The sequence below is a fragment of the Nostoc sp. EspVER01 genome (assembly GCF_034530635.1).
Taxonomy (GTDB): domain Bacteria; phylum Cyanobacteriota; class Cyanobacteriia; order Cyanobacteriales; family Nostocaceae; genus Nostoc.
The window spans coordinates 33,477-56,035 of sequence record NZ_JAVRCS010000015.1 but is presented as its reverse complement, the minus strand read 5'-3'; the positions used below and the strand labels follow the sequence as shown (position 1 = coordinate 56,035).

The 22,559-nt window shown below is 42.7% G+C and carries 19 protein-coding genes; 6 read left to right on the top strand and 13 right to left on the bottom strand.

Annotated elements, in window-relative coordinates:
- Nucleotides 1-48: 48 nt before the first annotated feature.
- The 5 genes from RMX69_RS15105 to RMX69_RS15085 all read right to left on the bottom strand — a co-directional run bounded on the left by RMX69_RS15105 (nucleotide 49) and on the right by RMX69_RS15085 (nucleotide 2,654).
- Nucleotides 49-156, bottom strand: coding sequence for a DUF29 family protein (locus tag RMX69_RS15105; RefSeq protein WP_322637926.1), 108 nt, complete (start codon nucleotides 154-156; stop codon nucleotides 49-51).
- Nucleotides 157-190: 34 nt separating this feature from the next.
- Nucleotides 191-448 (bottom strand): BrnA antitoxin family protein, encoded by a 258-nt coding sequence (locus RMX69_RS15100; RefSeq protein ID WP_109007450.1) that lies wholly within the window; start codon nucleotides 446-448, stop codon nucleotides 191-193.
- A 3-nt stretch (nucleotides 449-451) separates the two neighbouring features.
- Nucleotides 452-718 carry a BrnT family toxin gene (locus tag RMX69_RS15095; protein ID WP_322637925.1) on the bottom strand — a complete coding sequence of 89 codons (267 nt, stop codon included), beginning with the start codon at nucleotides 716-718 and terminating at the stop codon, nucleotides 452-454.
- An 82-nt stretch (nucleotides 719-800) separates the two neighbouring features.
- Nucleotides 801-1,079, bottom strand: a complete 279-nt coding sequence (locus RMX69_RS15090) for a LapA family protein (protein ID WP_322637924.1) — start codon at nucleotides 1,077-1,079, stop codon at nucleotides 801-803.
- Between the two features lie 144 nt (nucleotides 1,080-1,223).
- Complete coding sequence (locus RMX69_RS15085; protein WP_322637923.1) at nucleotides 1,224-2,654, bottom strand: phosphoglucomutase/phosphomannomutase family protein; 1,431 nt, start codon at nucleotides 2,652-2,654, stop codon at nucleotides 1,224-1,226.
- Nucleotides 2,655-2,800: 146 nt separating this feature from the next.
- On the opposite strand from RMX69_RS15085, the gene RMX69_RS15080 reads away from it, so the two are divergent.
- The 3 genes from RMX69_RS15080 (at nucleotide 2,801) to RMX69_RS15070 (ending at nucleotide 5,237) form a co-directional block, all read left to right on the top strand.
- The gene (locus RMX69_RS15080; protein WP_322637922.1) at nucleotides 2,801-3,655 is read left to right on the top strand and encodes a PD-(D/E)XK nuclease family protein; all 855 of its coding nucleotides are present in this window, start codon (nucleotides 2,801-2,803) and stop codon (nucleotides 3,653-3,655) included.
- A gap of 145 nt (nucleotides 3,656-3,800) precedes the next feature.
- Complete coding sequence (locus RMX69_RS15075; RefSeq protein WP_322637921.1) at nucleotides 3,801-4,478, top strand: hypothetical protein; 678 nt, start codon at nucleotides 3,801-3,803, stop codon at nucleotides 4,476-4,478.
- A gap of 18 nt (nucleotides 4,479-4,496) precedes the next feature.
- Nucleotides 4,497-5,237 (top strand): hypothetical protein, encoded by a 741-nt coding sequence (locus RMX69_RS15070; protein ID WP_289797181.1) that lies wholly within the window; start codon nucleotides 4,497-4,499, stop codon nucleotides 5,235-5,237.
- Nucleotides 5,238-5,297: 60 nt separating this feature from the next.
- On the opposite strand, the gene RMX69_RS15065 is transcribed toward RMX69_RS15070, so the two are convergent.
- Nucleotides 5,298-5,789 (bottom strand): TerB family tellurite resistance protein, encoded by a 492-nt coding sequence (locus RMX69_RS15065; RefSeq protein WP_289797180.1) that lies wholly within the window; start codon nucleotides 5,787-5,789, stop codon nucleotides 5,298-5,300.
- A gap of 406 nt (nucleotides 5,790-6,195) precedes the next feature.
- Nucleotides 6,196-7,866 (bottom strand): transglutaminase family protein, encoded by a 1,671-nt coding sequence (locus tag RMX69_RS15060; RefSeq protein WP_322637920.1) that lies wholly within the window; start codon nucleotides 7,864-7,866, stop codon nucleotides 6,196-6,198.
- Between the two features lie 435 nt (nucleotides 7,867-8,301).
- On the opposite strand from RMX69_RS15060, the gene RMX69_RS15055 reads away from it, so the two are divergent.
- A complete protein-coding gene (locus RMX69_RS15055; RefSeq protein ID WP_322637919.1) occupies nucleotides 8,302-11,160 on the top strand; it encodes a cation-translocating P-type ATPase in 2,859 nt (952 codons plus the stop codon).
- Nucleotides 11,161-11,303: 143 nt separating this feature from the next.
- Nucleotides 11,304-12,425 (top strand): DNA replication/repair protein RecF, encoded by a 1,122-nt coding sequence (gene recF / locus RMX69_RS15050; protein ID WP_289797177.1) that lies wholly within the window; start codon nucleotides 11,304-11,306, stop codon nucleotides 12,423-12,425.
- 55 nt (nucleotides 12,426-12,480) lie between these two features.
- Here recF and RMX69_RS15045 read toward each other — a convergent pair whose 3' ends face one another.
- Nucleotides 12,481-12,951 (bottom strand): MgtC/SapB family protein, encoded by a 471-nt coding sequence (locus RMX69_RS15045; protein WP_322637918.1) that lies wholly within the window; start codon nucleotides 12,949-12,951, stop codon nucleotides 12,481-12,483.
- A 689-nt stretch (nucleotides 12,952-13,640) separates the two neighbouring features.
- Between RMX69_RS15045 and RMX69_RS15040 the strand changes: the two genes are divergently transcribed.
- Nucleotides 13,641-15,992 (top strand): putative PEP-binding protein, encoded by a 2,352-nt coding sequence (locus tag RMX69_RS15040; RefSeq protein ID WP_289797176.1) that lies wholly within the window; start codon nucleotides 13,641-13,643, stop codon nucleotides 15,990-15,992.
- 142 nt (nucleotides 15,993-16,134) lie between these two features.
- Here RMX69_RS15040 and RMX69_RS15035 read toward each other — a convergent pair whose 3' ends face one another.
- From RMX69_RS15035 to RMX69_RS15015, 5 genes are all read right to left on the bottom strand, one after another.
- Nucleotides 16,135-16,791, bottom strand: a complete 657-nt coding sequence (locus tag RMX69_RS15035) for a DUF1361 domain-containing protein (protein WP_289797175.1) — start codon at nucleotides 16,789-16,791, stop codon at nucleotides 16,135-16,137.
- 696 nt (nucleotides 16,792-17,487) lie between these two features.
- A complete protein-coding gene (locus RMX69_RS15030; protein WP_322637917.1) occupies nucleotides 17,488-18,681 on the bottom strand; it encodes a hypothetical protein in 1,194 nt (397 codons plus the stop codon).
- A 150-nt stretch (nucleotides 18,682-18,831) separates the two neighbouring features.
- Complete coding sequence (locus RMX69_RS15025) at nucleotides 18,832-20,808, bottom strand: iron uptake porin (protein ID WP_322637916.1); 1,977 nt, start codon at nucleotides 20,806-20,808, stop codon at nucleotides 18,832-18,834.
- A 287-nt stretch (nucleotides 20,809-21,095) separates the two neighbouring features.
- Nucleotides 21,096-21,572 carry a hypothetical protein gene (locus RMX69_RS15020; RefSeq protein WP_322637915.1) on the bottom strand — a complete coding sequence of 159 codons (477 nt, stop codon included), beginning with the start codon at nucleotides 21,570-21,572 and terminating at the stop codon, nucleotides 21,096-21,098.
- A gap of 197 nt (nucleotides 21,573-21,769) precedes the next feature.
- Nucleotides 21,770-22,534: an energy-coupling factor ABC transporter ATP-binding protein gene (locus RMX69_RS15015; protein ID WP_289797170.1), complete on the bottom strand. Its 765-nt coding sequence runs from the start codon at nucleotides 22,532-22,534 to the stop codon at nucleotides 21,770-21,772.
- Between the last annotated feature and the right edge of the window lie 25 nt (nucleotides 22,535-22,559).

Sequence of the window (22,559 nt, the reverse complement as noted above, 5' to 3'; positions counted from 1 at the left end):
AAATTCCTATTACAGCTTGATTTGACGGGATGATGAACAAAGACAATATTACGTTTCGGATAGATAGCGATCGCAAAGCTGCACTTGATGCGATCGCAATAGTTGGGCTGTCTGCTCAATCCACAAATTAAAATCTGCTTTATAAGTTGCGCTCATAGCCGTTCTCGATCTTACGGAAGCCAAAATATCCTTATTTTCCAATACGCTCAAGTTCTTCTCGCAACACTCGTCGTAATGTATCTTCTAACGGTTCACGGCGCTGCTGAATGTACTCACGCAAGGCATCGTTAATCAAAGTTTGGTAATTTCCTCCACCTGCTGCGTGAACTTGGTCACGAAACCATGCTAGTACTTCATCATCTAGGCGAATTGTAATTCGAGTTTTGCCTGTTGGTGTTGATTCAATAGCTCCCCGCTTGCCTTGGCTAAAATCATACTCAGCTTCCATCACTTATCCCTCTTCATACTGCTTTAGTTCATAGCGCGTAGCTTTGCGGGCAGAAATCAATCGAATCTCATCATTGCGCCATGTATACACAACTACTAAAACTCGACTGAAAGCATCTATCCCAATAGTGATAAATCTCTCTTCATCAAAACGTTCATCTGTGATGGTAATTGCTAAATCGTCAGAAAACACGGTTACTGCATCAGCAAAATCAACGCCATGTTTGCGAAGATTGGCTGCTGCCTTATCCCTATCCCACTGATACGCCATCTAAATCTATTGTATGCACATTCGTGCATATTAGCAGATGAAGAGTACTTAACTGGCTTACTTCTGTGTGTTTTTTCAAACCTCAAAAATCTTCATCATCAACAAAAAATTCGGCATCGTCTTCCAGTCGAGAATTACCCTGCCCAAAACCAGCAAGTCCCCACAGAGGTTGCAGCAGTGCCATGCCAATTAACCCGATAACGGCACTAAAAGCTAACACCAAACCCATTGGTATCTGAATCGATTGGAATGTTAAGAATTTTAACGATACGGGTGTGGCATTTTGGACTGAAATAATTGCGATCGCAATTACCCAAACCGCTACAACTAGAGATGTCAAAAAAGGCGCGAGAGTTTTCATACTTTGATCGAAGTGAGGAGAGACGCGATTGAGAAGTTAGGAGTTATTAATTTAGAACTCATAACTGTTTAAAAGGAGTTAGAGGTTAAGAATTGTTAATTTACAACTCTTAACTCCTAACTCCTAACTCCTAATTCTTGATTCTTATGCCTCTAGTTTAGCAATGGCACTCTCTAACTCTTGGGCGATTTGGGTGAGTTTTTCGGGAGTGTTGGTTTCGAGGTAGACGCGCACCAGTGGTTCTGTGCCGGAAGGACGCAGTAAAACCCAGCTACCTTCTTCTAAATACAGCTTAATGCCGTCTTTACGCCCCACTTCCTTGACTTTAATTCCTGCTACCTCTGTAGGTGGATTTTTAGTAAAGGAGTCGATGACGGCGGTTTTGTGCGCCTCTGTGAGGTGCAAGTCTAGGCGGTTGTTGTAAAGTGGGCCATCGGCTTCAGCGATCGCCTCTTTGACAAGTTGACTTAGGGGTTTGCCTTCATAAGCGATCGCTTCTGCCACCAGCATATCGGCTAACACCCCGTCTTTTTCGGGAATATGCCCAATAATACTCAAACCACCTGATTCTTCTCCACCAATTAATACAGCAGTTTCCCGCATTTTTTCACCGATGTATTTAAAACCAACTGCTGTTTCGTAAATTTGCAGCCCATTTTTAGCAGCGAAATTATCCAGCAGGTGGGTTGTAGCGACAGTGCGGACTATCGCGCCAGTTTTACCTTTGTTTTTGATTAAATGACGGGCTAAAAGTAGCAGTACAGTATTCGGAGTGAGGACGTTTCCTTGTTCATCAACGATACCAAAGCGATCGCTATCTCCATCTGTCGCCAAGCCCAAATCAGCTTGATCACGGACTACAGCTTCCACTAACTCAACTAATTGTTCTCCTTTGGGTTCTGGCATTCCACCGCCAAATAGAACATCCCTCCAATCGTGGAAACTTTCTAACTGAACACCACTATGCTGCAAAACTTCATCTAAATAGCCACGGGAGGTAGAATACAAAGCATCGTACTTTACCTTTAAATTAGCCCTTTTGATCTTTTCTATATCAAGTAGAGTGTAGATAAATTGCAGGTAATCAGGTTTCGGATCGAAAATTGAAATTGAACCTGATGGGTTACTTCCAGGTAACTCATCCGATGCACTTTCTATATTTGCCACAATAGTATCAGTAATCTCTGGAGTGGCAGGCCCAGCATAATCGGGTATATATTTAATTCCACAGTAAGGTGCTGGATTATGACTAGCAGTAAACATTAACGCCCCTGCGGAATTTAGGTGACGGGCGTTGTAGGCAATTACTGGTGTGGGGCAATCCCGATCAGTAATTTTCACAGTCCAACCTAAGTCTGCTAGGATTTGGGACGCTGTTTGGGCAAACTGGTCAGCTAAAAAACGAGTATCGTAGGCAATAAGTACTGGTCTATCTTTTGTGTAGGCTCTTTCTAAGTAAGTGGCGATTGCCCTTGTTACTTTCCGCACATTTGGAAAAGTAAAGTCATCGGCAATAATCCCTCGCCATCCATCGGTACCAAATTTTATCTTGCTGGAATTGCTACTAGCGCTCATTTTTGCCACTTGCTCCCGTACATTATCAGTACTATAAAAGCTTCCTGCAAAGCGTGTGTAGCAGCAACTATCCTCCGAAGTTCTTTTCTAAGTAAGCCTTAGTTTAAACTTCGCCCCACCGTATTTTCTCTCACTGTTTCTGAGCGATGTCAACCCCCGATCGACCTTTTGCCAGTTATCACCTTTGGTCTCTAGTTGCCCCAGCGACTGGGCAAGAACGCTGGCATTGCCAGATGAGACGGGGGTTTATCAAAGCACGGCAACACGAACCACAAGTCAAAGCGCTTTTAACGCAAGCCACCGCGCCCCAGCGGATTGGCATACTTGCTCAAAAAGGCGTTTATGAATTTCATCATCACAGGCATCTGTTGAAGCAAGCAGATGGTGTAGAAAGAGTTGCACAGCTATTAAAATTAGGCAACTCAAGCGTTCAAGTCCAGCAACGCGTGCTGCAAATTTTGCAAAAATATCACGATTCGCCCTTGCTTTTGGATAAAGATATTATCCAATTAACACCGGGTGATGAAGGCTTTCCCAAACCGATAGTAGTTGAGCAAGAAGATTATTGCTTTCGCTTATACGCGGCTATGGACTGCGTTTTTATTGAGTCTGATAGCACTTTACATATTTTGGATTTCAAAACTGGTAAGTCCGCTTTTGATAAACGACAGGCATTAGTTTACTTATTAGCTGCTCGTTATCTTTATCCAGGACGCGAAGCTGTTGCATCATTTTATAATTTAGAAATATGTAAAAAGTCAGATTTAATTAGTATTAATAGTAGTGAATTAGAATCATTAAAATTTGAATTAGCGAATATTGCTCATAAACATCAGCACGATTTGCAAAAATATCAGGAAGAAACTACTAATTTTAGTAAAATATTTCCTCCTAATCCTGGCTCTCACTGCCGCTTTTGCCCATTTAACTCCATCTGTGAGTTTGCCGATTTTAAGCAGCATCAATCATATCCACTACCCAGTTTAAGAGTTAATAGCTAATTAGTTTATTTATTTATCTTGGTTCAATTTTCAAAACAATCTACTAAATACTCGTATTTTTACTGACCTGATTTTCTTCTCCTATCAGACAACCTAGATGTCAGATACATCGATTTTTATCTTTGGTTGTAAGGAGTTAATACTAGTGCGATTAACCACAAATAAATCTGTATGTAGATTACTAGAAATTTCGACGTTCCTTTTACTTCTAATATTCCAGGGAATTTTACCTCAACCTGCTGATGCATTGCTGTTGTCTACAGACGCTTGTGCTGTTCAGCCTAAATGTGCCACTGCTATAGGCTTAGAATTGACTCCTACTGCCGAAGCTGCCGGAATGACAGCAATTAGCAAAGCTCAAAATGAGCAGGTTCCAAATAAAGCTAAGGAGAGATATTGTTCTTTCTATCCACTTAATTTAGTTTGTGGGCCACAAGGTCAATCTTCAGTTCTTTATAATTACAAATTTCACCAAACGGTACATTACAGGAGGTCTGGTTCTCCTGACAAATTTGTAACTCATCACTTTCGGAGTTGGCGACCTGCGCCAGGGGCAATTAGAAGTTTAGCTCAACCTCCAGGTATTGAATTTGGTGGTGGTTATCCTCCATCTGGTGATTATGTAACGTGGATTCGTTTAAATGATGGAGATGGTAATAATCAAACTCGTGGAGTCGTTTATGAATACTCAACTGGCGACACCATGACATGGGATGATTATGCAAATTATTCTAACAATAATATTGAGGGAGAATGGATTAGCGATGTGGTTCGTGCTGATATACCGCCAAATAATTCATCTCGTTATAATAGGAAAGATTGATTTCAATAAAAGCGTGATGTGGCTGTTCAATTAATAAATTTTATCAAATTAGAGGTTACTGGCATGAATAATCTTACTACACTTCTCCAAAAGATTAAAGAAAATCCAGTTATGTACATAGACAAGCCATCAATTACTTGTCTTCATTCATTCTTAATTGGGTATATAGATGGTCTAATCACACTCGGATTTACTACAATAAACTCTTGTGGAATGGAAGGGTTTCAAGAGTGGATACAAGAAAGAGCAAAAACTAATACGACTCAATCTTGGGCTGGGATAATTCTCTCTTACTCTGGAAGCGAACGAGCTGCTTTTAATAAGTTTTTTGAAGAATTTGAACAGTTCTTAAAGCAGAAAGATGATTCAAAAACTCAAAAGAGTGAAGATATTTCAAAGCTTAGTGAGAATATGAGTTTTCCTCGGTTTGATATTTACAAAGAGATTCCAAGTAATATAAAGAAAAGACCAGGAATGTTTTTAGGAGCTAATTCAATTACTAGACTTGATATGCTTCTGCGAGGATATAGTCTGGCTCGAAGAGAAGTTGGTGTACCCCCAACTGAGCCAGAAAGGGAATTTGCAGGTTTTCAATCATGGGTTGAAGAAAAATACGGAATTAACTCAGGTCAGTCATGGTCTAAGATAATTCTTTTCTATTCTGTAGATGAGCCTGAAGCACTACAGAAATTTTTTGAATTGTTTGAAGAATACTTAAATAGGAACAAGAGTTTAGAAGTAGACGAAAATAGTGGTTAAGCAGAGAGTATTAAGGTGCGTTAGCCTACGGCATAACACACCCTACTCCCTAGAATACCTCTAAGCTAAAACCTCTGTTTGTAGTAGCGCTTTACGTAATGCAGTTACAGCTTCTTCTGTTTCTATCAACCTATTGAGAGCAAGCGCAACATCATCTTCAACCTTCAGCAGTTTAGCTGCTTTTTTTACAGCTTTTTGTTCTTCAATTGAGTAATCATTATCGGCACGGGACATTTGAATTGCATGATACAACAATGACCTTGATTTCGACCAAGTAGAAACATCAACTGTAATCTTCCTCAGCAGGTTTTCTAAGTCAGCATTTTTGTATTCAAAAGTTTTGTATTTTTCTATTAATTCTTCAGGAGCACCAACTAGACGCTGATGATTTAGTAACCAATTAAGTTCGGCTTCTGAAACCTCTCCATCAGCTCCAGCAATAGCAAGCAGTGCATATCCGTAGTTAAGGTACGCTTCAGTAGGAGCTTCTGAAATACCTAAATTCTTTTTCATAAATTCTGAAGCAGGTATTGCTTCTTTAAGATTGCTCATGAATTACCTCTTTGATTGTTTTGAAAATTTACTATTTGGCAAATGCTATCTATAAAATTTAAGAATTATTATCAAGGAATTTAATTAGTGTTTACCAATTAAATTCCTTGATAAAATTGTTGATATTTTACTATTTTTATAGATGCCTTTAGATAGATATTCTCACCATCAAAATAAAAATGCAAGGACAGTTAAGACAGTTAAGACAGTTAAGAAAATTAGTTAAGTAATTTTCTTGCAAGCAGCTAAAAAAATAGCCGTGGCAAGCTTAAAATAGTGCAATTAAACGTAGATGTAGGTTGGGTGGAGCAGAGCGCAACCCAACCTACATTTTTTTGCAACATTTTAGCCTTGCCACGTCACTACTGGCTTTCTCAGCGCCTTTACAGAATGCCAATACCCTAATTCAAAAGTCCGGTAATTCTTTAATAATTGTGAACCGAATATGATTAATCGCCAAATCACCGATAGGAATATCTTCTTTGGTTAGCCGCGCACCTTGACTTGTTACGGTTTCAAAGGTAATGCCTTTACCAATTTCAATGTGATACCAGCATAAGCCCATAAAAAAGCGCGTTGGATAAGGGCCACCTTCACCGATATCATCAGGATTTGATTCCATTGGCAACCAGCCAAAATTCGGGACGTAAAATTCCAGCCAAACATGATTAAAGTCGGGTTGTAGCGGTACTCCTATGAAGTCACTATGGGGAGGACATTTGTACCTGCCTACCGTGCGGCAGGGGATGCCATTTAAACGGGATAAAGCAAGTAAAACGCCGACATATTCGCCACAGGAACCAACACCCCGTTCTAAAACCGTATCTGGGGTGTCAATGTAAGGTTTAATACCGTAGGATAACTCATCATAAACGTAGTTGCGGATGCTGTGCATTTTCCGCAGCACATTCGTTTCAGAACCAATCGCTTCTCTGGCGGCACGGCGAACAATGGTGGTATCCATTGCTAAATCGTCGTCATCTACTAAGTAACGTGTTTGTAATTCTGGGGAAAGTTCAGGAACGTCTTCTACATCTCTGGGTGTGATCCGATATTTTATTCCTCGAACTTCCAAAAGTGCTTTCCAGCCAAATATATGCCGTTCGCCTGGGGCAAGAGAATCAAATTTAAAGACTGCTACACGTTGCCCCTCTATCACTTCTTCGGTGAAGGGTATACCAATGGGTTCAACGTGTTTCACTTTTTGACGCTCAGTTTCCGATGGTAGGGCGATGCGCCATTCGACATCGGGTAAATAAACCTCGTCTAGGGGTGCAATTTCCTCAGCATAAGACATTTCAATCAGATAGCCATTAGAGAGGGCGTAACGCTTATCTGGCTGGTAATGATAATACAGAGGATGAATAAAAGTGCGATCGCGGAATGTTAGTTCATGACTAGGATCGGCATTCGGGTTATCCCGGATATAAGGCTCCTCGGAGGCGTAGGCGACGTAAATATTTTCTTTGCCTGTTTCGGCATTTTTATTGATTGCTATGCCTGTAGGACATTCAAATGGTGTTAGGACACTAAATTGCAGTTCTCCTGTGGCTCTGTCCATCGCGTAAACTGATTGTTCGGTGCGATCGCAAATCCATAGCATTTCCTGGGTTACAGCTAAATTCTCTATGCCAACTCCAGGCGCATAAAATCTGGTAATTTCTTTTCGCGTTTCGCGGTCAAAAACCAGAATGTAGCCCAGCCTTTGGCAACTAACATAAACTGTTGTTTCCCAAACAGCAACGCCATCAGCGGCATAAGGCAATGTTACAAAATGTTCCAGACCTAAAGCATTGAGCTTGCACAAATAAACACTATTTTCTCGGCTCACCCACAGGGTATCATCCCACGCCGCTAAACCAGTGACATCGGTAAATTCTTCAACTTGATGGGAATTGAGAATTTTGCTGTTGTCAGAGGTGGGATCGATCTCCAGTAGATGCCCTTTGATACTATCAATAGCAATCAGTCTATCTTTGATGAAAGTAATGCCACACAGGGCAGCAGCAGTAAGCGGTCGAATTGTTTTTTGCCCAAACATCTGGCTAACGGTCAAAGTGGGGAGTGCAAAACTCATAAAACCTTGTGGTAAGTGTAAAAAACCCTCACCTTTAGGTAGGGGAGGAAACATGACTCAAGCGGTTTTACCGCCGTCACACCAATTGCTGGATATGGAAAATCCTAGTCGAGCAATGGCTCCCGTGATTGGGGTAGATGAAGAGTGGTGAGTTAAAAGACTGCCCACAATGGGCGTTGCTCTTACCAAGTACATCTAGTGGTTCTCGATCGCCACGTTTACAGCGGGGTACTAATAATTATCGGTACAATGTGTTCCGATAAACTCTTTCGTGAGAAATAATACTATGTCAAAACGGGAGGAATTTACAAATGTTAAGAATTACATATACACTCATACAACTAGGCGATCGCCTTAATGTAACTTTAGGAGATGGAATTCCTGCCATCACTAAATTATGATCGAATTTTGTAACCATTTGCTGTGACCTACACGATGTCTGCTAATTCTCTGCCTGAAGGTGCCGCCGTTTGGCATAGTTTAGAAGTTGATAAAGCGCTAGACCTGCTTGATAGTAATGCAGACAGTGGCTTAACACCCCAAGAAATTCAACAGAGATTACAAAAATACGGCCCCAACGAACTTGAAGAAATTGCTGGCCGTAGTGCTTGGGAAATTCTGTTGGATCAGTTCAAGAACATTATGTTGTTGATGCTGATTGGTGTGGCTCTGATTTCTGGGTTTTTAGACCTGATGGCTTTGCAATCGGGCAGCTTGAAGCCCGGTGAAGTGCCATTTAAAGATACAATCGCGATTTTAGCAATTGTCATCCTCAATGGCATACTCGGCTACGTCCAAGAAAGCCGCGCCGAAAAAGCCTTGGCAGCCTTGAAAAAAATGACTTCTCCCTTAGTGCGCGTCATCCGCGACGCCAGACTGGTGGAGATAGCAGCCAAAGAACTAGTTCCAGGGGATGTCATGCTGCTAGAAGCGGGGATGCAGATAGCCGCAGATGGACGCTTGCTCGAACAGTCTAATTTACAAGTGCGTGAGTCGGCATTAACTGGTGAAGCCGAAGCGGTGAATAAACAGGCATCACTAAAATTACCGGAGGACACATCATTAGGCGATCGCCTCAATGTGGTGTATCAAGGGACTGAAGTAGTCCAAGGACGCGCCAAGGTTCTGGTGACAAACACCGGTATGACTACAGAACTAGGCAAAATCGCCACCATGTTGCAGGCGGTGGAAAGTGAACCTACGCCTTTACAACAACGGATGACTCAACTGGGTAATGTCCTAGTTACGGGTTCTTTGATTCTCGTGGCGATCGTTGTCGTCGGCGGTGTGATCCAGGCAAGAGGCTTTAGCAACATCCAAGAACTCTTGGAAGTTTCCTTAAGTATGGCGGTTGCTGTAGTGCCAGAAGGTTTACCTGCTGTAATTACCGTCACCTTGGCACTGGGAACCCAGCGAATGGTGCGCCAAAATGCCTTGATTCGCAAATTGCCAGCAGTGGAAACGTTGGGTTCTGTAACGACTATCTGTTCTGACAAAACCGGCACCCTGACTCAAAATAAAATGGTGGTGCAATCGGTTTTCACCAATAACAAAACTTTTCGCGTCATCGGCGAAGGTTATGCTCCCACAGGAGACTTTCAGTTAAATGGTCAAAAAATTTCCCTAGAGGAGTCTCCAGAAATTTCCGCCTTATCAGTAGCCTGTGCAGTTTGTAATGATTCAGTATTGCAAAAAGAACAAGGTGAATGGGCAATTTTAGGAGATCCCACAGAGGGAGCATTGTTAACACTGGCGGGAAAAGCCGGAATCGAAAAAGACCAGTGGAACAGTAAGTTACCTCGCGTTGCGGAGTTCCCTTTTTCTTCGGAACGGAAGCGGATGAGCGTGATTTCTCAGGTGGAGGGAGTCGCCACAGGTGAAGCATCTTCGAGAGGCGTTGACCCGGCGATCGCCGGTTTTCTCCAATCAGAACCTTACTTAATGTTTACCAAAGGTTCTCCAGAGTTAACCTTGGCACGTTGCACTCAGATTCATTTGGGCAATCACTCAGACCCATTGACCGACGCACAACGCCAGAAAGTTTTGGCAGAAAATGACCTGATGGCGAGTAAAGGTCTACGGGTGCTAGGTTTTGCCTACAAACCCCTCGCAGAAATTCCCCCGGAAAGTTCAGATGAAACATCTGAGCAAGATTTAGTCTGGCTGGGATTGGTGGGAATGCTAGATGCACCACGCCCAGAAGTAAGAGCAGCTGTGCAAGAATGCCGAGAAGCAGGTATTCGCCCAGTGATGATTACTGGCGACCACCAATTAACAGCACGAGCGATCGCTACAGATTTGGGAATTGCTCAAGAAGGCGACCGTGTTCTCACAGGTCAAGAATTGCAACGGATGACTGACCAAGAATTAGAGCAAAACGTTGACCTGGTGAGCATCTATGCCAGAGTTTCCCCAGAACACAAACTGCGAATTGTCCAAGCACTGCAACGCCGGGGTCGATTTGTGGCGATGACAGGCGATGGCGTCAACGATGCCCCAGCCCTCAAACAAGCGGACATCGGTATTGCGATGGGCATTACTGGCACTGATGTCAGTAAAGAAGCCAGCGACATGGTGTTACTTGATGACAACTTCGCCACCATTGTCAGCGCCACCAAGGAAGGTAGGGTTGTTTATACCAACATCCGCCGCTTTATTAAATACATCCTCGGCAGTAACATTGGTGAAGTTCTGACAATTGCCGCCGCACCCTTAATTGGTTTGGGAGGCGTTCCCCTGACTCCTTTACAAATTTTGTGGATGAACTTGGTTACAGACGGTTTACCAGCCTTAGCATTAGCTGTGGAACCTCCAGAACCGGATGTGATGCAACGTCCGCCTTTTAGTCCCCGCGAAAGTATCTTCGCTAGGGGATTGGGTTCTTATATGATTCGCATTGGGATAATCTTTGCCATTATCACCATTGCCTTAATGTGGTGGGCTTATCAACATACCCATGCTGCCGGGTATCAGGGAAATCCCGATACTTGGAAAACAATGGTATTTACTACCTTGTGTATCGCCCAAATGGGTCATGCGATCGCTATTCGCTCCAACAACAGACTGACCATCGAGATGAATCCCTTCTCGAATATCTTTGTACTAGCGGCTGTTGTCGTCACCACGATTTTGCAGCTGATGCTAGTTTACGTCCCACCCCTGCGAGATTTCTTTGGTACTCATTACCTGACTCTAGAGGAATTGGGAGTTTGTATTGGTTTCAGTGCCTTAATGTTCATCTGGATTGAAGGGGAGAAGATATTTTTGCGGATTATGGGCAAGAAGGCTGTTTGAAAAAGTGAGGAGTTGGGAGTTAGGAGTTAGGAGTTATGAGTTATGAGTTGAAGAACGTTTTGCATTCACAACTCAAAACTTAAAATTCCTCACTCCTCACTCATAATTTCTAACTCTTAACTCCTCACTCCTAACTTTTCGTTATGTACCTAAGAACTCTAAACCTCCGACAATTTCGCAATTATCAAGACCAAAAGGTTGAGTTTACTGCTGCCAAAACAATTTTGGTAGGTAATAATGCTCAGGGAAAGTCAAATTTGTTGGAGGCGGTGGAGTTGCTGGCGACATTGCGATCGCACCGCATGGCCCGCGATCGCGATTTAGTTCAAGAAGGGGAAGCCATAGCCCAAATTGATGCCACCCTTGAACGACAAACAGGTGTTAGTGACCTGACCTTAACCCTACGCCGCAATGGTCGCCGTAGTGTTGCTCTCAATGGCGAATCTATCCGCCGTCAAATGGATTTTCTCGGCGTTCTCAATGCAGTCCAATTTTCCAGCTTAGATTTAGAACTAGTACGCGGCGGCCCGGAAGGTCGCCGCAACTGGTTAGATACACTATTAATTCAACTGGAACCAGTTTATGCTCACATTTTGCAGCAGTATAACCATGTGTTACGCCAGCGCAATGCCTTTTTAAAAAAAACTCAAGACTCAGCACTGGATACAGAGCAATCAGAACTAGCGGTGTGGGACGCACAGTTAGCGACCACAGGAACTAGAGTAATTAGACGACGCGATCGCGCCATTCAAAGATTAGCTCCCATTGCTACCACCTGGCACGGCAGTATCAGCGGCAGTACAGAAGTTCTGCAAATCAAGTACATGCCGAATATTCCTTTAGAAGATAACCATCCAGAAGAAGTACAGCAAGCTTTTTTAGCAAAAATTCAGCAGCGAGCGGTTGCTGAAATGCACCAAGGCACGACTCTTGTCGGCCCGCATCGAGACGAAATAGAATTAACTATTAACCAGACACCCGCTCGCCAATATGGTTCTCAAGGTCAACAACGAACGCTGGTTCTAGCTTTAAAATTAGCCGAATTACAATTAATTGAAGAAGTCGTCAAAGAGCCACCATTACTATTACTTGATGATGTTCTTGCTGAACTAGATTTATCCCGCCAAAATCAATTGCTTGATGCCATTCAAGACCGCTTTCAAACCCTGATTACTACCACTCACTTGGGTTCCTTTGATTCCCAATGGTTGAAGTCATCCCAAATTATTTTGGTGAAAGCAGGAGAGTTAACAATTAAAAATTAAAAATTTATTTAAAGACATTTTCATCCGGGGATTTATAGCGTCCATCTGTATGCCTCTACTCTGATTTTTTGTGATGTTTTTCTAACCTTTTAAAAACGTTGAGAACCAAGAAAGTCAGCATAGCACTGATTAATCCTAACTGCCATAAACCACAGCCAGCAGCAATTCCCAATGCAGACGAAACCCAAATAGCTGCTGCTGAGGTGAGTCCGTGAATTTCAAGTTGCTGTGACTCTTGGGAAGATTGGCGCACAATTTCTCCAGCGCCGAGAAATCCTACACCAGCTGCAATCCCCTGAATCACTCGGCTAAGTGCATCAGGACTAGCTTGTAGTCCCTCTGTTTGCATGATTATCAAGGTAAATAAGGCTGAACCTAAACTCACCAGCATGTGAGTTCTTAAACCGGCTGGTTTGCGCCTAATTTGACGTTCTAAGCCGATGATTGCTCCAATCAGCAATGCAATACATAGCCGGAAGCTGATATTCAGCCAATCATTAGTTGCAAGGTAGTAAGTGTTTGACAATGTTTAGTCTGATATGGAGAATTCTATATACTAGGTTAAATCGTAATATTTTTATGAAAAAAGTACAAAACTATTCTAATGTTTTATTAATGGGTGTAGTGCAGTAGCCTATCTCAATATTTGGAATCTATCAATTCAGGAATGCTTTTGAAACGGAGAATTAATATTTTCCATTATTAGGATTATTTTTCAACAAGATAATATTATTCTGGTAAATAAATGGAGATTTGCATTGTTAAATTGTGGCAACGATCGCCATTTGGGCAAACTACATGAATTTTAAGTTTGCTAAATAGTTGTTTGACTATTTAAAATGAATGAGCTACAAAATTATACCTTAAATTGTTAGATTTAACCTATATACTCAACAATGAAATATGATCCGACCATGTATAAGTAGAGCAAATCAGCTATACAGCGTATTTCAAGTTACTGAAGTACACAACGATTCGTCTCAAAGCCAGCTATCAAGCCTGTTTTACTTCTGATTTTTGACTCCTGTTAGCGCAGCGGGGCGTAGCCCATTCGGAATTTTCCTCTATCCTGCTTCAAAACCCGTAACTTTATAATTCATCCAAAAGAAAACTGCTGTAAGTCCTGAGTACTTTTTATTCAGAAGTCAGTGGATTAACCTGATAACATACCAAAAAGAAATGGCTGTGGCTACAAATAGACAACTAACAAATTGAGTGAATAAACTCTACTGGCTAGATCAAATTAAACTACAAGACCGCGCCAAAGTAGGTGATAAAGCCTTTTACTTGAGCAAAATTATCCAGCGTGGCTATCCGGTGATGCCTGGTTTTGTAGTTTCGGCAGAAATTTTGCGGCAATTTCTCGAAAATCTCAATAGTTCAGAATCATTAGTAGCTGACTTACCCCATTCTTCGCTACACCTTGATGTCACTAATTGGCGTCAACTTCAGCAGGTGGCTAGCCGCTTGCGCCAAGAAATTCTGACTGCGACTGTAACTCAGGAGTGGGTGAGTACAATTTTTCAAGCCGCTAGAGAATGGCAAACTAGCTGTTTGATTCTTCGACCTTCTTTAACAGTATCAACTGCTACTCCAGGTATAAACAACAATATATCGGGTTTACTGGAATCGGTATTTTGCCAGTGCGAACCGGAAGCGATCGCTTTGGCTCTAAAACGTACCTGGAGTCAAATATTTCGGGCCCGGAGTCTATTATATTGGCAGCACTTAGGAATTAATCTGCAACAAATTAATCTCGCAGTTTTGGTGCAACCTGTTGAAAATGCGATCGCCAGTGGCTCGCTCACAACCAATGCCTCTGGGTGGGAAATTGAAGCTACTTTGGGATTAGGAATTGCGATCGCTCTTGGCGAAGTCCAGCCAGATGTTTACTACATTCAACCGGAAACTGGGGTTGTGCTTGAGCAACAACTGGGCAATAAAATGCTGGCTTATGGCGTTGATGATGCAGCGCCTAAAGTTTTTTCGCAACCCGTGCCGAACTCAGCGTTAACAACAGATCGCACCTGTCTGATTACCTATCTACTTCCAGAAGCGCAACAAAAACAGTACTCTTTACAAGAAGAATACTTACAACAAATAATTGCTCTGGGAACTCAACTGGTAAGTGAACTAGGTAAAACCTTTACCATTAAATGGACTATCGCCGAGCAAACTACATCTGGAAAGCTCTACATCACACAAGTTAGTCCTTCACAATCTGTAATTCCCCACTTACACTTCATTCGGGGACTAGGAGCAGCCGGGGGACGGGTTGCAGCCACTGCCCTGGTAATTATTAATCCGCAACAGAAACCCGAACAACTACCGAAGGGAGTCATTTTAGTAATACCAACCATTACACCTGATTGGTTGCCATTATTACAACAAGTTGGTGGTATTATCACAGAACAAGGGGGATTAACCAGTCACGCGGCAATTCTAGCTAGAGAATTAAGTATTACAGCAGTAGTAAATGCAACATCTGCCACAACTTTAATCCAAACTGGTGAACGATTGCTGCTTGATGGCGACAGAGGAGAAGTTTATCGCATCAAAGGAGACTCAAAGGAGGAGATGGAGAGAGGGAGAGAAGAAAATCTTCTTTCCTCCCATCACCCCAATCCGAAAGTGCCTCATCCTGCTGTTACGTCTCATCTACCTATGATTGCTACCCAACTGCTGGTTAACTTGAGTCAATTCACTTTAATAGAACAAGTGCAAAACCTGCCTGTGGATGGAGTGGGATTGTTGCGTTCCGAATTGATGGTACTAAATATATTGAACGGGCAACATCCCAATAGTTGGATTTTAAGCGGGCGTCAGGCAGAATTGTTAGAGCTATGGTCTGAGCAGATTATGCAATTTGCTCGTGCCTTTGCACCAAGACCAGTTTTTTATCGTTCTTTAGATTGGCGATCGCAAGATTTACCATCATTGCGTGATAGTTTAGAATCTTCCCCCCAATCGATGTTAGGTGAACGCGGCACTTTTAGCTATTTACGAAATCCCGCAGTATTTGAGTTGGAACTGAAAGCTTTGGCAAGCGTACAGCGAGCTGGTTACACCAATGTCAACCTACTGTTGCCTTTTGTGCGGACTGTAGAAGAATTTATTTTTTGCCGTCGCAAAGTTGAGCAAGCTTTTTTAACCGAAGTGGCACAGTTTCAATTGTGGATGATGGCAGAAGTACCAAGTGTCTTGTTTTTATTACCAGAATATGTGAAAGCAGGTGTAGCCGGAATTTCTATTGGTACAAATGACCTGACCCAATTATTGCTAGGAGTGGATCGAGAACAAGGGCAGCTAGCCAAAGTATTTAATGAACGTCATCCAGCCGTTATGAGTGCGATCGCTCAACTGATCCAAATGGCTAAAAGTGCCGATATACCTTGTTCAATCTGCGGTCAAGCACCAGCCCTCTATCCAGAAATTATTGATAAATTAGTGGAATGGGGTATTACTTCCATTTCTGTTGAACCGGAAGCAGTCGAACGAACATATCAAGCGATCGCTCGTGCTGAACAACGTCTGATTTTAGCAGCAGCACGACGAAAACTTCAGTAGTTAGAAGTAATAACTACCCCTTGCTTATGAGTTTATTTCACCTCAAGGAGGGTTGAGTTGCATCTTTCTTTTGATAGGCAATATTCATCAAGGGAATTACTAATTAAAAGCCCAAATTTAAAAGCCTAAATCGCCACGTTCATCAAATGTTCGGCGTGTTAGAGTTTGCGCGTTCTGAATTGACGCCGATTCTACTATCTCGTTGGCTAAGACCTAAAGTTACTCGTTTCATAATCCAGTACAAACCTGCAAGTACCACAAAGGTGATAGCAATAATCACCAAGGGCTGTTTTCCCAAAATTTCTTCTACCCCTTTAGTTAGTAAGGCATCGGGTTGAGTAATAAAATCCCAACTGTTGAAACGCAAAAATCGCCCCCAATAAACACCAACAGCACAAAGAAAATGTGTAATCGTCTCAACGCGCCAAATCCATTGGCTCTTGCCGATGCGATGTAAATAATGACCCCAATTAATTAACGATATTACATAAGCTTCAAATCCACCTAAAATTACTAGCAAATATACAGGAATAAGTACCAAAGTAATCATCCATACCGATTGAATGGTGCGGATATCATCTATTAAGTGAATTACATCGGTCAACAAATATGGTGCATTTGGTAAAAAAGCATAGAAAACTAAGAATCCTAGCCACCAAAGCCAAGTGCCGCCACGCCTCATGCGAAATAGCCAGACACTCAAAGCCAAAGGTATAAAAGCCAGAAATAAATTCCAAGTCATCCACTTCATATTAATTTGCAAGACCTGCACAACTCTGGCTATCAATTCTTCTTTCATAGGTGCTTACTTGGAAGATGTTTGATTGATATAGACTCACTTTGTAGTGTTAGTATTAACCTTAGTGATTGATCGAGTTTTTGTAGCCTCCAAGAAAATTAATTTACTCCAACATCAGACAATATTTTTGTGTCAATTAGAAGTAAATGCATACTGATATATGTCCAAAATTTAGAGTTTTTGTGTATTTTATGCTGGAGGATGAAATTTCTCAATCAATCGGCTTAAGTCACTAGTATAGCCATAAAATCATTAGGGTAAAAGATACCACCGAAAGGTAGTCTGAGCAACAAAAACGCTGCTAATAAGTGATGGTAGACTTTTTTAATTGCAATGTATGCCCCTGTGCTAACTATTATATTGATTTCATTTTGCCCTGCTATGCTTCCAGAAGCACCTAAAGTTTTTGTCAAGTCAGCCTTTGCTTAAGGGCGGGCGAGACGCCATTGGTGTCAAGCTAACGTGAAACCCACTTGGTGACAACGCTTTGCCCTCACCCCCAGCCCCTCTCCCTTGGCGAGAGTGGAGTTAGACATTCAATTCCCCTTCTCCCTTGGGAGAAGGGGGTTAAGGGATGAGGGCGGGAGGAATTTGCAAACCGCCTGTCTGATATAGTTTTCGGCTTAAGTTGACACCTATGGCAAGACGCCCACCCTACAAGAAGTAGTTGGATATTTTTTATTTAAAAGTCCCTAACTAACGTAGTAGCACTCGACTACGAGGACCGATCGCTTGTTTGCGTGAAGTTATTGCACAACTCTTAGCAGAATCCTGTGAACAAGCAGCTTGAGCAAGGGTTGCAGGGTTTATCTCCAGAGAATTACCGCTACTGAATTCCATATTAGGTGTAGTAGAGAGCGATGGAGAATTAGATTCAGATGTATAGGTTGTAGGTGTCGAGGAAGCGATCGCACTACTATCACCAACTACAGGTGTAGGAGCGATCGCACTACCATCACCAACTACAGGTGCAGGAGCGATCGCACTACCACCACCAACTACAGGTGCAGGAGCGATCGCACTACCACCACCAACTACAGGTGTAGGAGCGATCGCACTACCATCAATTACTGATGGAGGAATGGGTGTACTACCACCGCTAATTACTGGCGGGGGAGTCGGTGTACTACCACCGCTACTTACTGGTGGGGGAGTGGTTGTACTACCACTACCAGTAGTTGGTGGGGGAGTTATGAGAGTTGCAGTTGCAGGTACTTTGATTTGTATTCTTGCTAGGGGTGAGTTAGTCATTTCCAAAGATGTCACCTTTGGCGAACCTGGGAGATCGGATTTGAAATCAAAGACTGTGGGGGTGGCGCTACCATTGCGATCGCTATATCGCACTCCATATCCACTCACTTCAAAAGTGCCTTGATACTGGTTTCCAGTGTTTGGATCAGTGACAGTACCAGTGTATAAGGCTTTTGTGAGATTAAATTCATCCTGAACTACTCCTTGAAATGTGGTTCCTGCCAATTGTCCCTGGTATTTATAGGGTGTTAACTCACCGCCAGAGAGAATCGGCGAAGTGAGAACGCCATTAAAGGAGACAATCGGAATGCCTTTAAAGTCAACAAAATAATGCAGACTACCATCAGAGCGTGTTTGTACCTGCACATAGTCTGACTTGTATATAGGAACATAATTAGGATTGTTCTTAGTACCTAAGTTCCGCGAGTAAGTCCCCGTGTCATCTGTATCAATGCGAGTAGTGCTTTGATTGAAATTGGGATTATTTCTGGGGAGTTGGATAGTACCCGATAATGTACCAGTGCTTTGAATTGTGATTTGAGCAGAAGCACTTGTTCCACTTAAACCGATGAAGACTGCGGCTAAACTGCTGCTGCTAACAAGAACACAACCCAACTGAACTGATGAATTTAATTTCATGAAAAATTTGCTCCTTTAATCACATACAAAAAAAATACGCGTATGTTTACGCATGACTTTTCCTTGCTCCTAATGGATCGTGAAAGCATCTAATACTGAACTAGTCAGTATTTAAATAGCGTATTTTATTACGTTTACATCAGTACAAAATTAAAACCGGAAACTTGCTCTTAATGTCCCAACGATTAGTGCATCGTTAGCAGCATTGTGATCGGGATTGAAAATAACGAATAAGCCTGGAGTCAAGGCGATATTGTCGCTTAGTTGGGCGCGGTAAAAAACTTCGACGTGAATTGATGTGTCACTACGTCCACCTGCTGTCCCCCCATCAGAAAAGTTGGGAAAATTGAAGCCGTCGGGTAAAGTACTGGAAGTAATTTTGGGCGGTTGTCCAACGAGAACGCCCCCTAAATTCCCAGGACGCAACAAATTAGGAAAAGCCGCGAACACCATCCAGTTAGTAGTTTCTACACTTCCAGAAAGGTTAGATGGCTTGGAAGAAGTAAAGCCACCCCAACCGCCCAAATGCAAGTTAGGGTTAATTCGCCAAGCAACGGTAGCGCCAATAGCTTGGGTATCGAAAGCTGTAGGATCTGCAAAAGGTGAAATCAGTTGAGAATCACCAATACCACCTCCCAATAAGCCATCTGGGGAGTGGGAATAGAGATAATGTACGCCGACATCGACGTTATTTGTGGGTGCTAAACTTAACTGAGCGCCAGCAGTATATCTACCACCAAATAGTCCGCCCTGCTTGGTGTCGCCAGGAAAACTGGGTATTTCGGCACTATAAACGCCTTGTAAACTGATGCGATCGCTAATCTGCCAGTCAAAGCCTATACCACCACTGCCGTTACCAATACTTAAAATCGGGTTGCGCTGACCAAATAGAGAAATTGCACCATCGCTAGAACCTTCTAAAGGGCTAATACCGCGAAAGGTGTTAATCGGGTTGACTCCGGCCGTACCGACGACAATTCCTAAGTTATTCGAGGCGAGAAATCGATAAGATAAGTCACTAATAACTAGATTGTTGTTTGTATTTGACTCGAAACCCAACCGCCCCATATTGGTAGATAACAACGATGCATTAGAACCCAAATTACCCGCAGACAACCCTGTTAATAGCAAATCTCGTCCTGTAAATGACGTTGCTAAGGTTAGTTGGGCGCTACTTGTAAAAGTCACATTGGTTTTTCCCTGGCGTTCAGGTACTCCATCTCTCGGAAACAAATCCACGTCGGGGCTATTGGTTCCCTGCACGCTAAAAATCGCTTGACCAAATAATCTGGTTGTTGTGGAAAACCGATTTCCTTGTAATTCACTAGTCTGCTTTTCCACAGCTTCAACACGCTGCTGTAATTGCTGCAACTCTGCTTTGAACTCGCCCTGTAATCTTTGCAGCAAGATTAAATCTTCCTTATTAACATTATTAATTTTATTGTTAGTGTAGGCGTAGCCCGCACTTCGGCTGCGCTCTTCTCTACGAGAGGCTGCACTTCGACTACGCTCTGTTACCACGCCAACGGCTACGCTCAGGACAGGCTCAGTGACCACCGCAGGCATCGCATCGTTAATCTTCTCTAAGCAAGCATTTAAACCAGCCGCAAATTCATCACGGCTGATACTACGATTCCCCAGATAAGTCCCATCAGCGTATCCCTCAATGCAGCCATAGCGTTCTACTAAAGACTGCAAAGCACCAAAAGACCAGTCGGAGGGTTGCACGTCTTGGAGTTGCGATACTGAGGTGACTTGAGACATTGGGTTGTCTGAGTCTGGAGGATGAGGAGATTGGGAAAATTCTTCTGTACTTTCCTGGTTCTGTACAACTTCTGTTACAGGTTGAGTATCTTTTAATTCAGGTAAGTTAGGGGAATTGATGAATTGAATTTTTTCTCTACTTTTTCTAAGTATATTCTCGTACTTATTTTTTATCGCTGACGAGGTAGTTATATCTGGTTGCACGAATTCAGGTGGTGTAATTTCAGCAGGTGAGACAACTTGAGATAAATTATCCTGTGTTGACTGCTGCACCGGGTTTTCTGACAGAATTACGGACTGTTCTGGTAAATTTAGCGCAGATATTGGCGCTGTTGCCAGCACACTCGCTATCAGTAGACTCATATCACTCCTGGTATTTCATTTGACTTGCACCAATACTTCTTTTGACAGATAAAGTTGGTGTATATCAGGAAATTTTTTGAAAAAAAAGTGATAAAAGTTACTGTCTTTCTGAGATATCTCGCTGTATCAGTGAGAGAATGAAATGACAGAGGAGAAGTTGCAGTAAGTTTTCCCCTCTGCCCCTCTGCTCCTCGGTAACAGAGCGTAGCCGTACCACTTCGGGGAAGCAAGCTACGCGCAGCGTCTCGTAGAGAAGTGCTGCCCCTCTGCCCAATGCCCCAGATAGATTATTCTGGCTCGCTACAATACTTATTCATCTGATTCACTAATGTATCTGACTGTTTGCCAAGAGTTGTAGCTGTCGTCAGTGCTGAATCAATTTCGGCTCTAGCCTTCTGGATTTTTGCTCTCCCAGATTCCGAGGCTTGTGCTGTCTTGGTTGCACCAAGCGCTTTACCTGCTTTGGCGATCGCTTGACTAAGATTTTGAAAAATCTTCACAAAACCGCTTTGAAATTCTTTCAGCTTCGGATCTTTTAGCTTCAGCTCTCCAATGGATTTAGTCACAAAGTCTAAATCTTTAGATAACTGTATGCTAGTTATCACTTGTGTTCCTTTATTTTTATCAATTAGAGAAGTTCCAGCATTGACAACTCGAATCAGTCGCTGGCACTGGGAAACTTTATTGTCACTGCAACTAGTAACTAATAAAGCAATGCTTAGGCTAACAGGAGCAAGAACAGTATATTTACGTAAAACAGACATTAACACCCCAAAGGCAATTCAACCCACAATATAGTATCCAATATTACGGGTAAATGAGGGGATTGGGCAGAGGGGCAGGGGGAGCAGGGGAAGCAGGGGAAAAGGTTAAAGGTTAAAGGGAAAAGGAATAAATTTAATCTTTCCCCTTTTCCCCTTACCCTTTTCCCCTTTCCCTTGCCCAATGCCCAATGCCCAAATCACCAATCTATCGGCAAACCCAACTGGTCTAAAGTAGCACCATCTTGCAACAGTGGTTGAATATCGCTGTCTATTTGAATACGACCACCAGACAGTACTAAAGCGCGTTGAGTAACTCTGCCTAGCCAATGGAGATCGTGGGAGGCAATTAAGATCGCTTGCACAGGTAACTTTAATAATACTTGCGCCAAATGACGCCGCCATGCTGGATCGAGACCGTTAGTTGGCTCATCCAAAATTAGAATTGTTGGTTCTAGGGCTAAAATCGAGGCTAGGGCGGCTAGGCGTCTTTGTCCACCAGAAAGTTCGTGGGCGGAACGATTGGCGTAAGCTTCTAGACCAAAATCAGCTAATAACTGGTAGGCGCGATCGCTTGCTTCTGCTGGTGATATCCCATAGTTACGTGGCCCAAAGGTAATATCTTCCAAGATAGTCGGCATAAATAGTTGGTCGTTGGCATCTTGGAAGCTAAAGCCAATTTGACGACGTACTTGGGCTAAAGTTTGTGGTTCTACGGGAATACCATTAATCGTTATTTTCCCAGATTGCGGTTGTTTTAAGCCGATTAGGTTCTCCAACAAGGTACTTTTTCCCGAACCAGTTGCTCCCATCAATGCGACGCGATCGCCTTTGTTCAAGGTAAAAGATATTTCCTGTAATACTGGCTCCTGGTGGGAATATGCATACACCAGGTTCTCAACCTCGACTACAGCTGCATGGGGATTATCGGTTGATAATTGGGGATTAGAAGTCAATGATTTCAAAATTTACAAACTTAATATGTAAGGG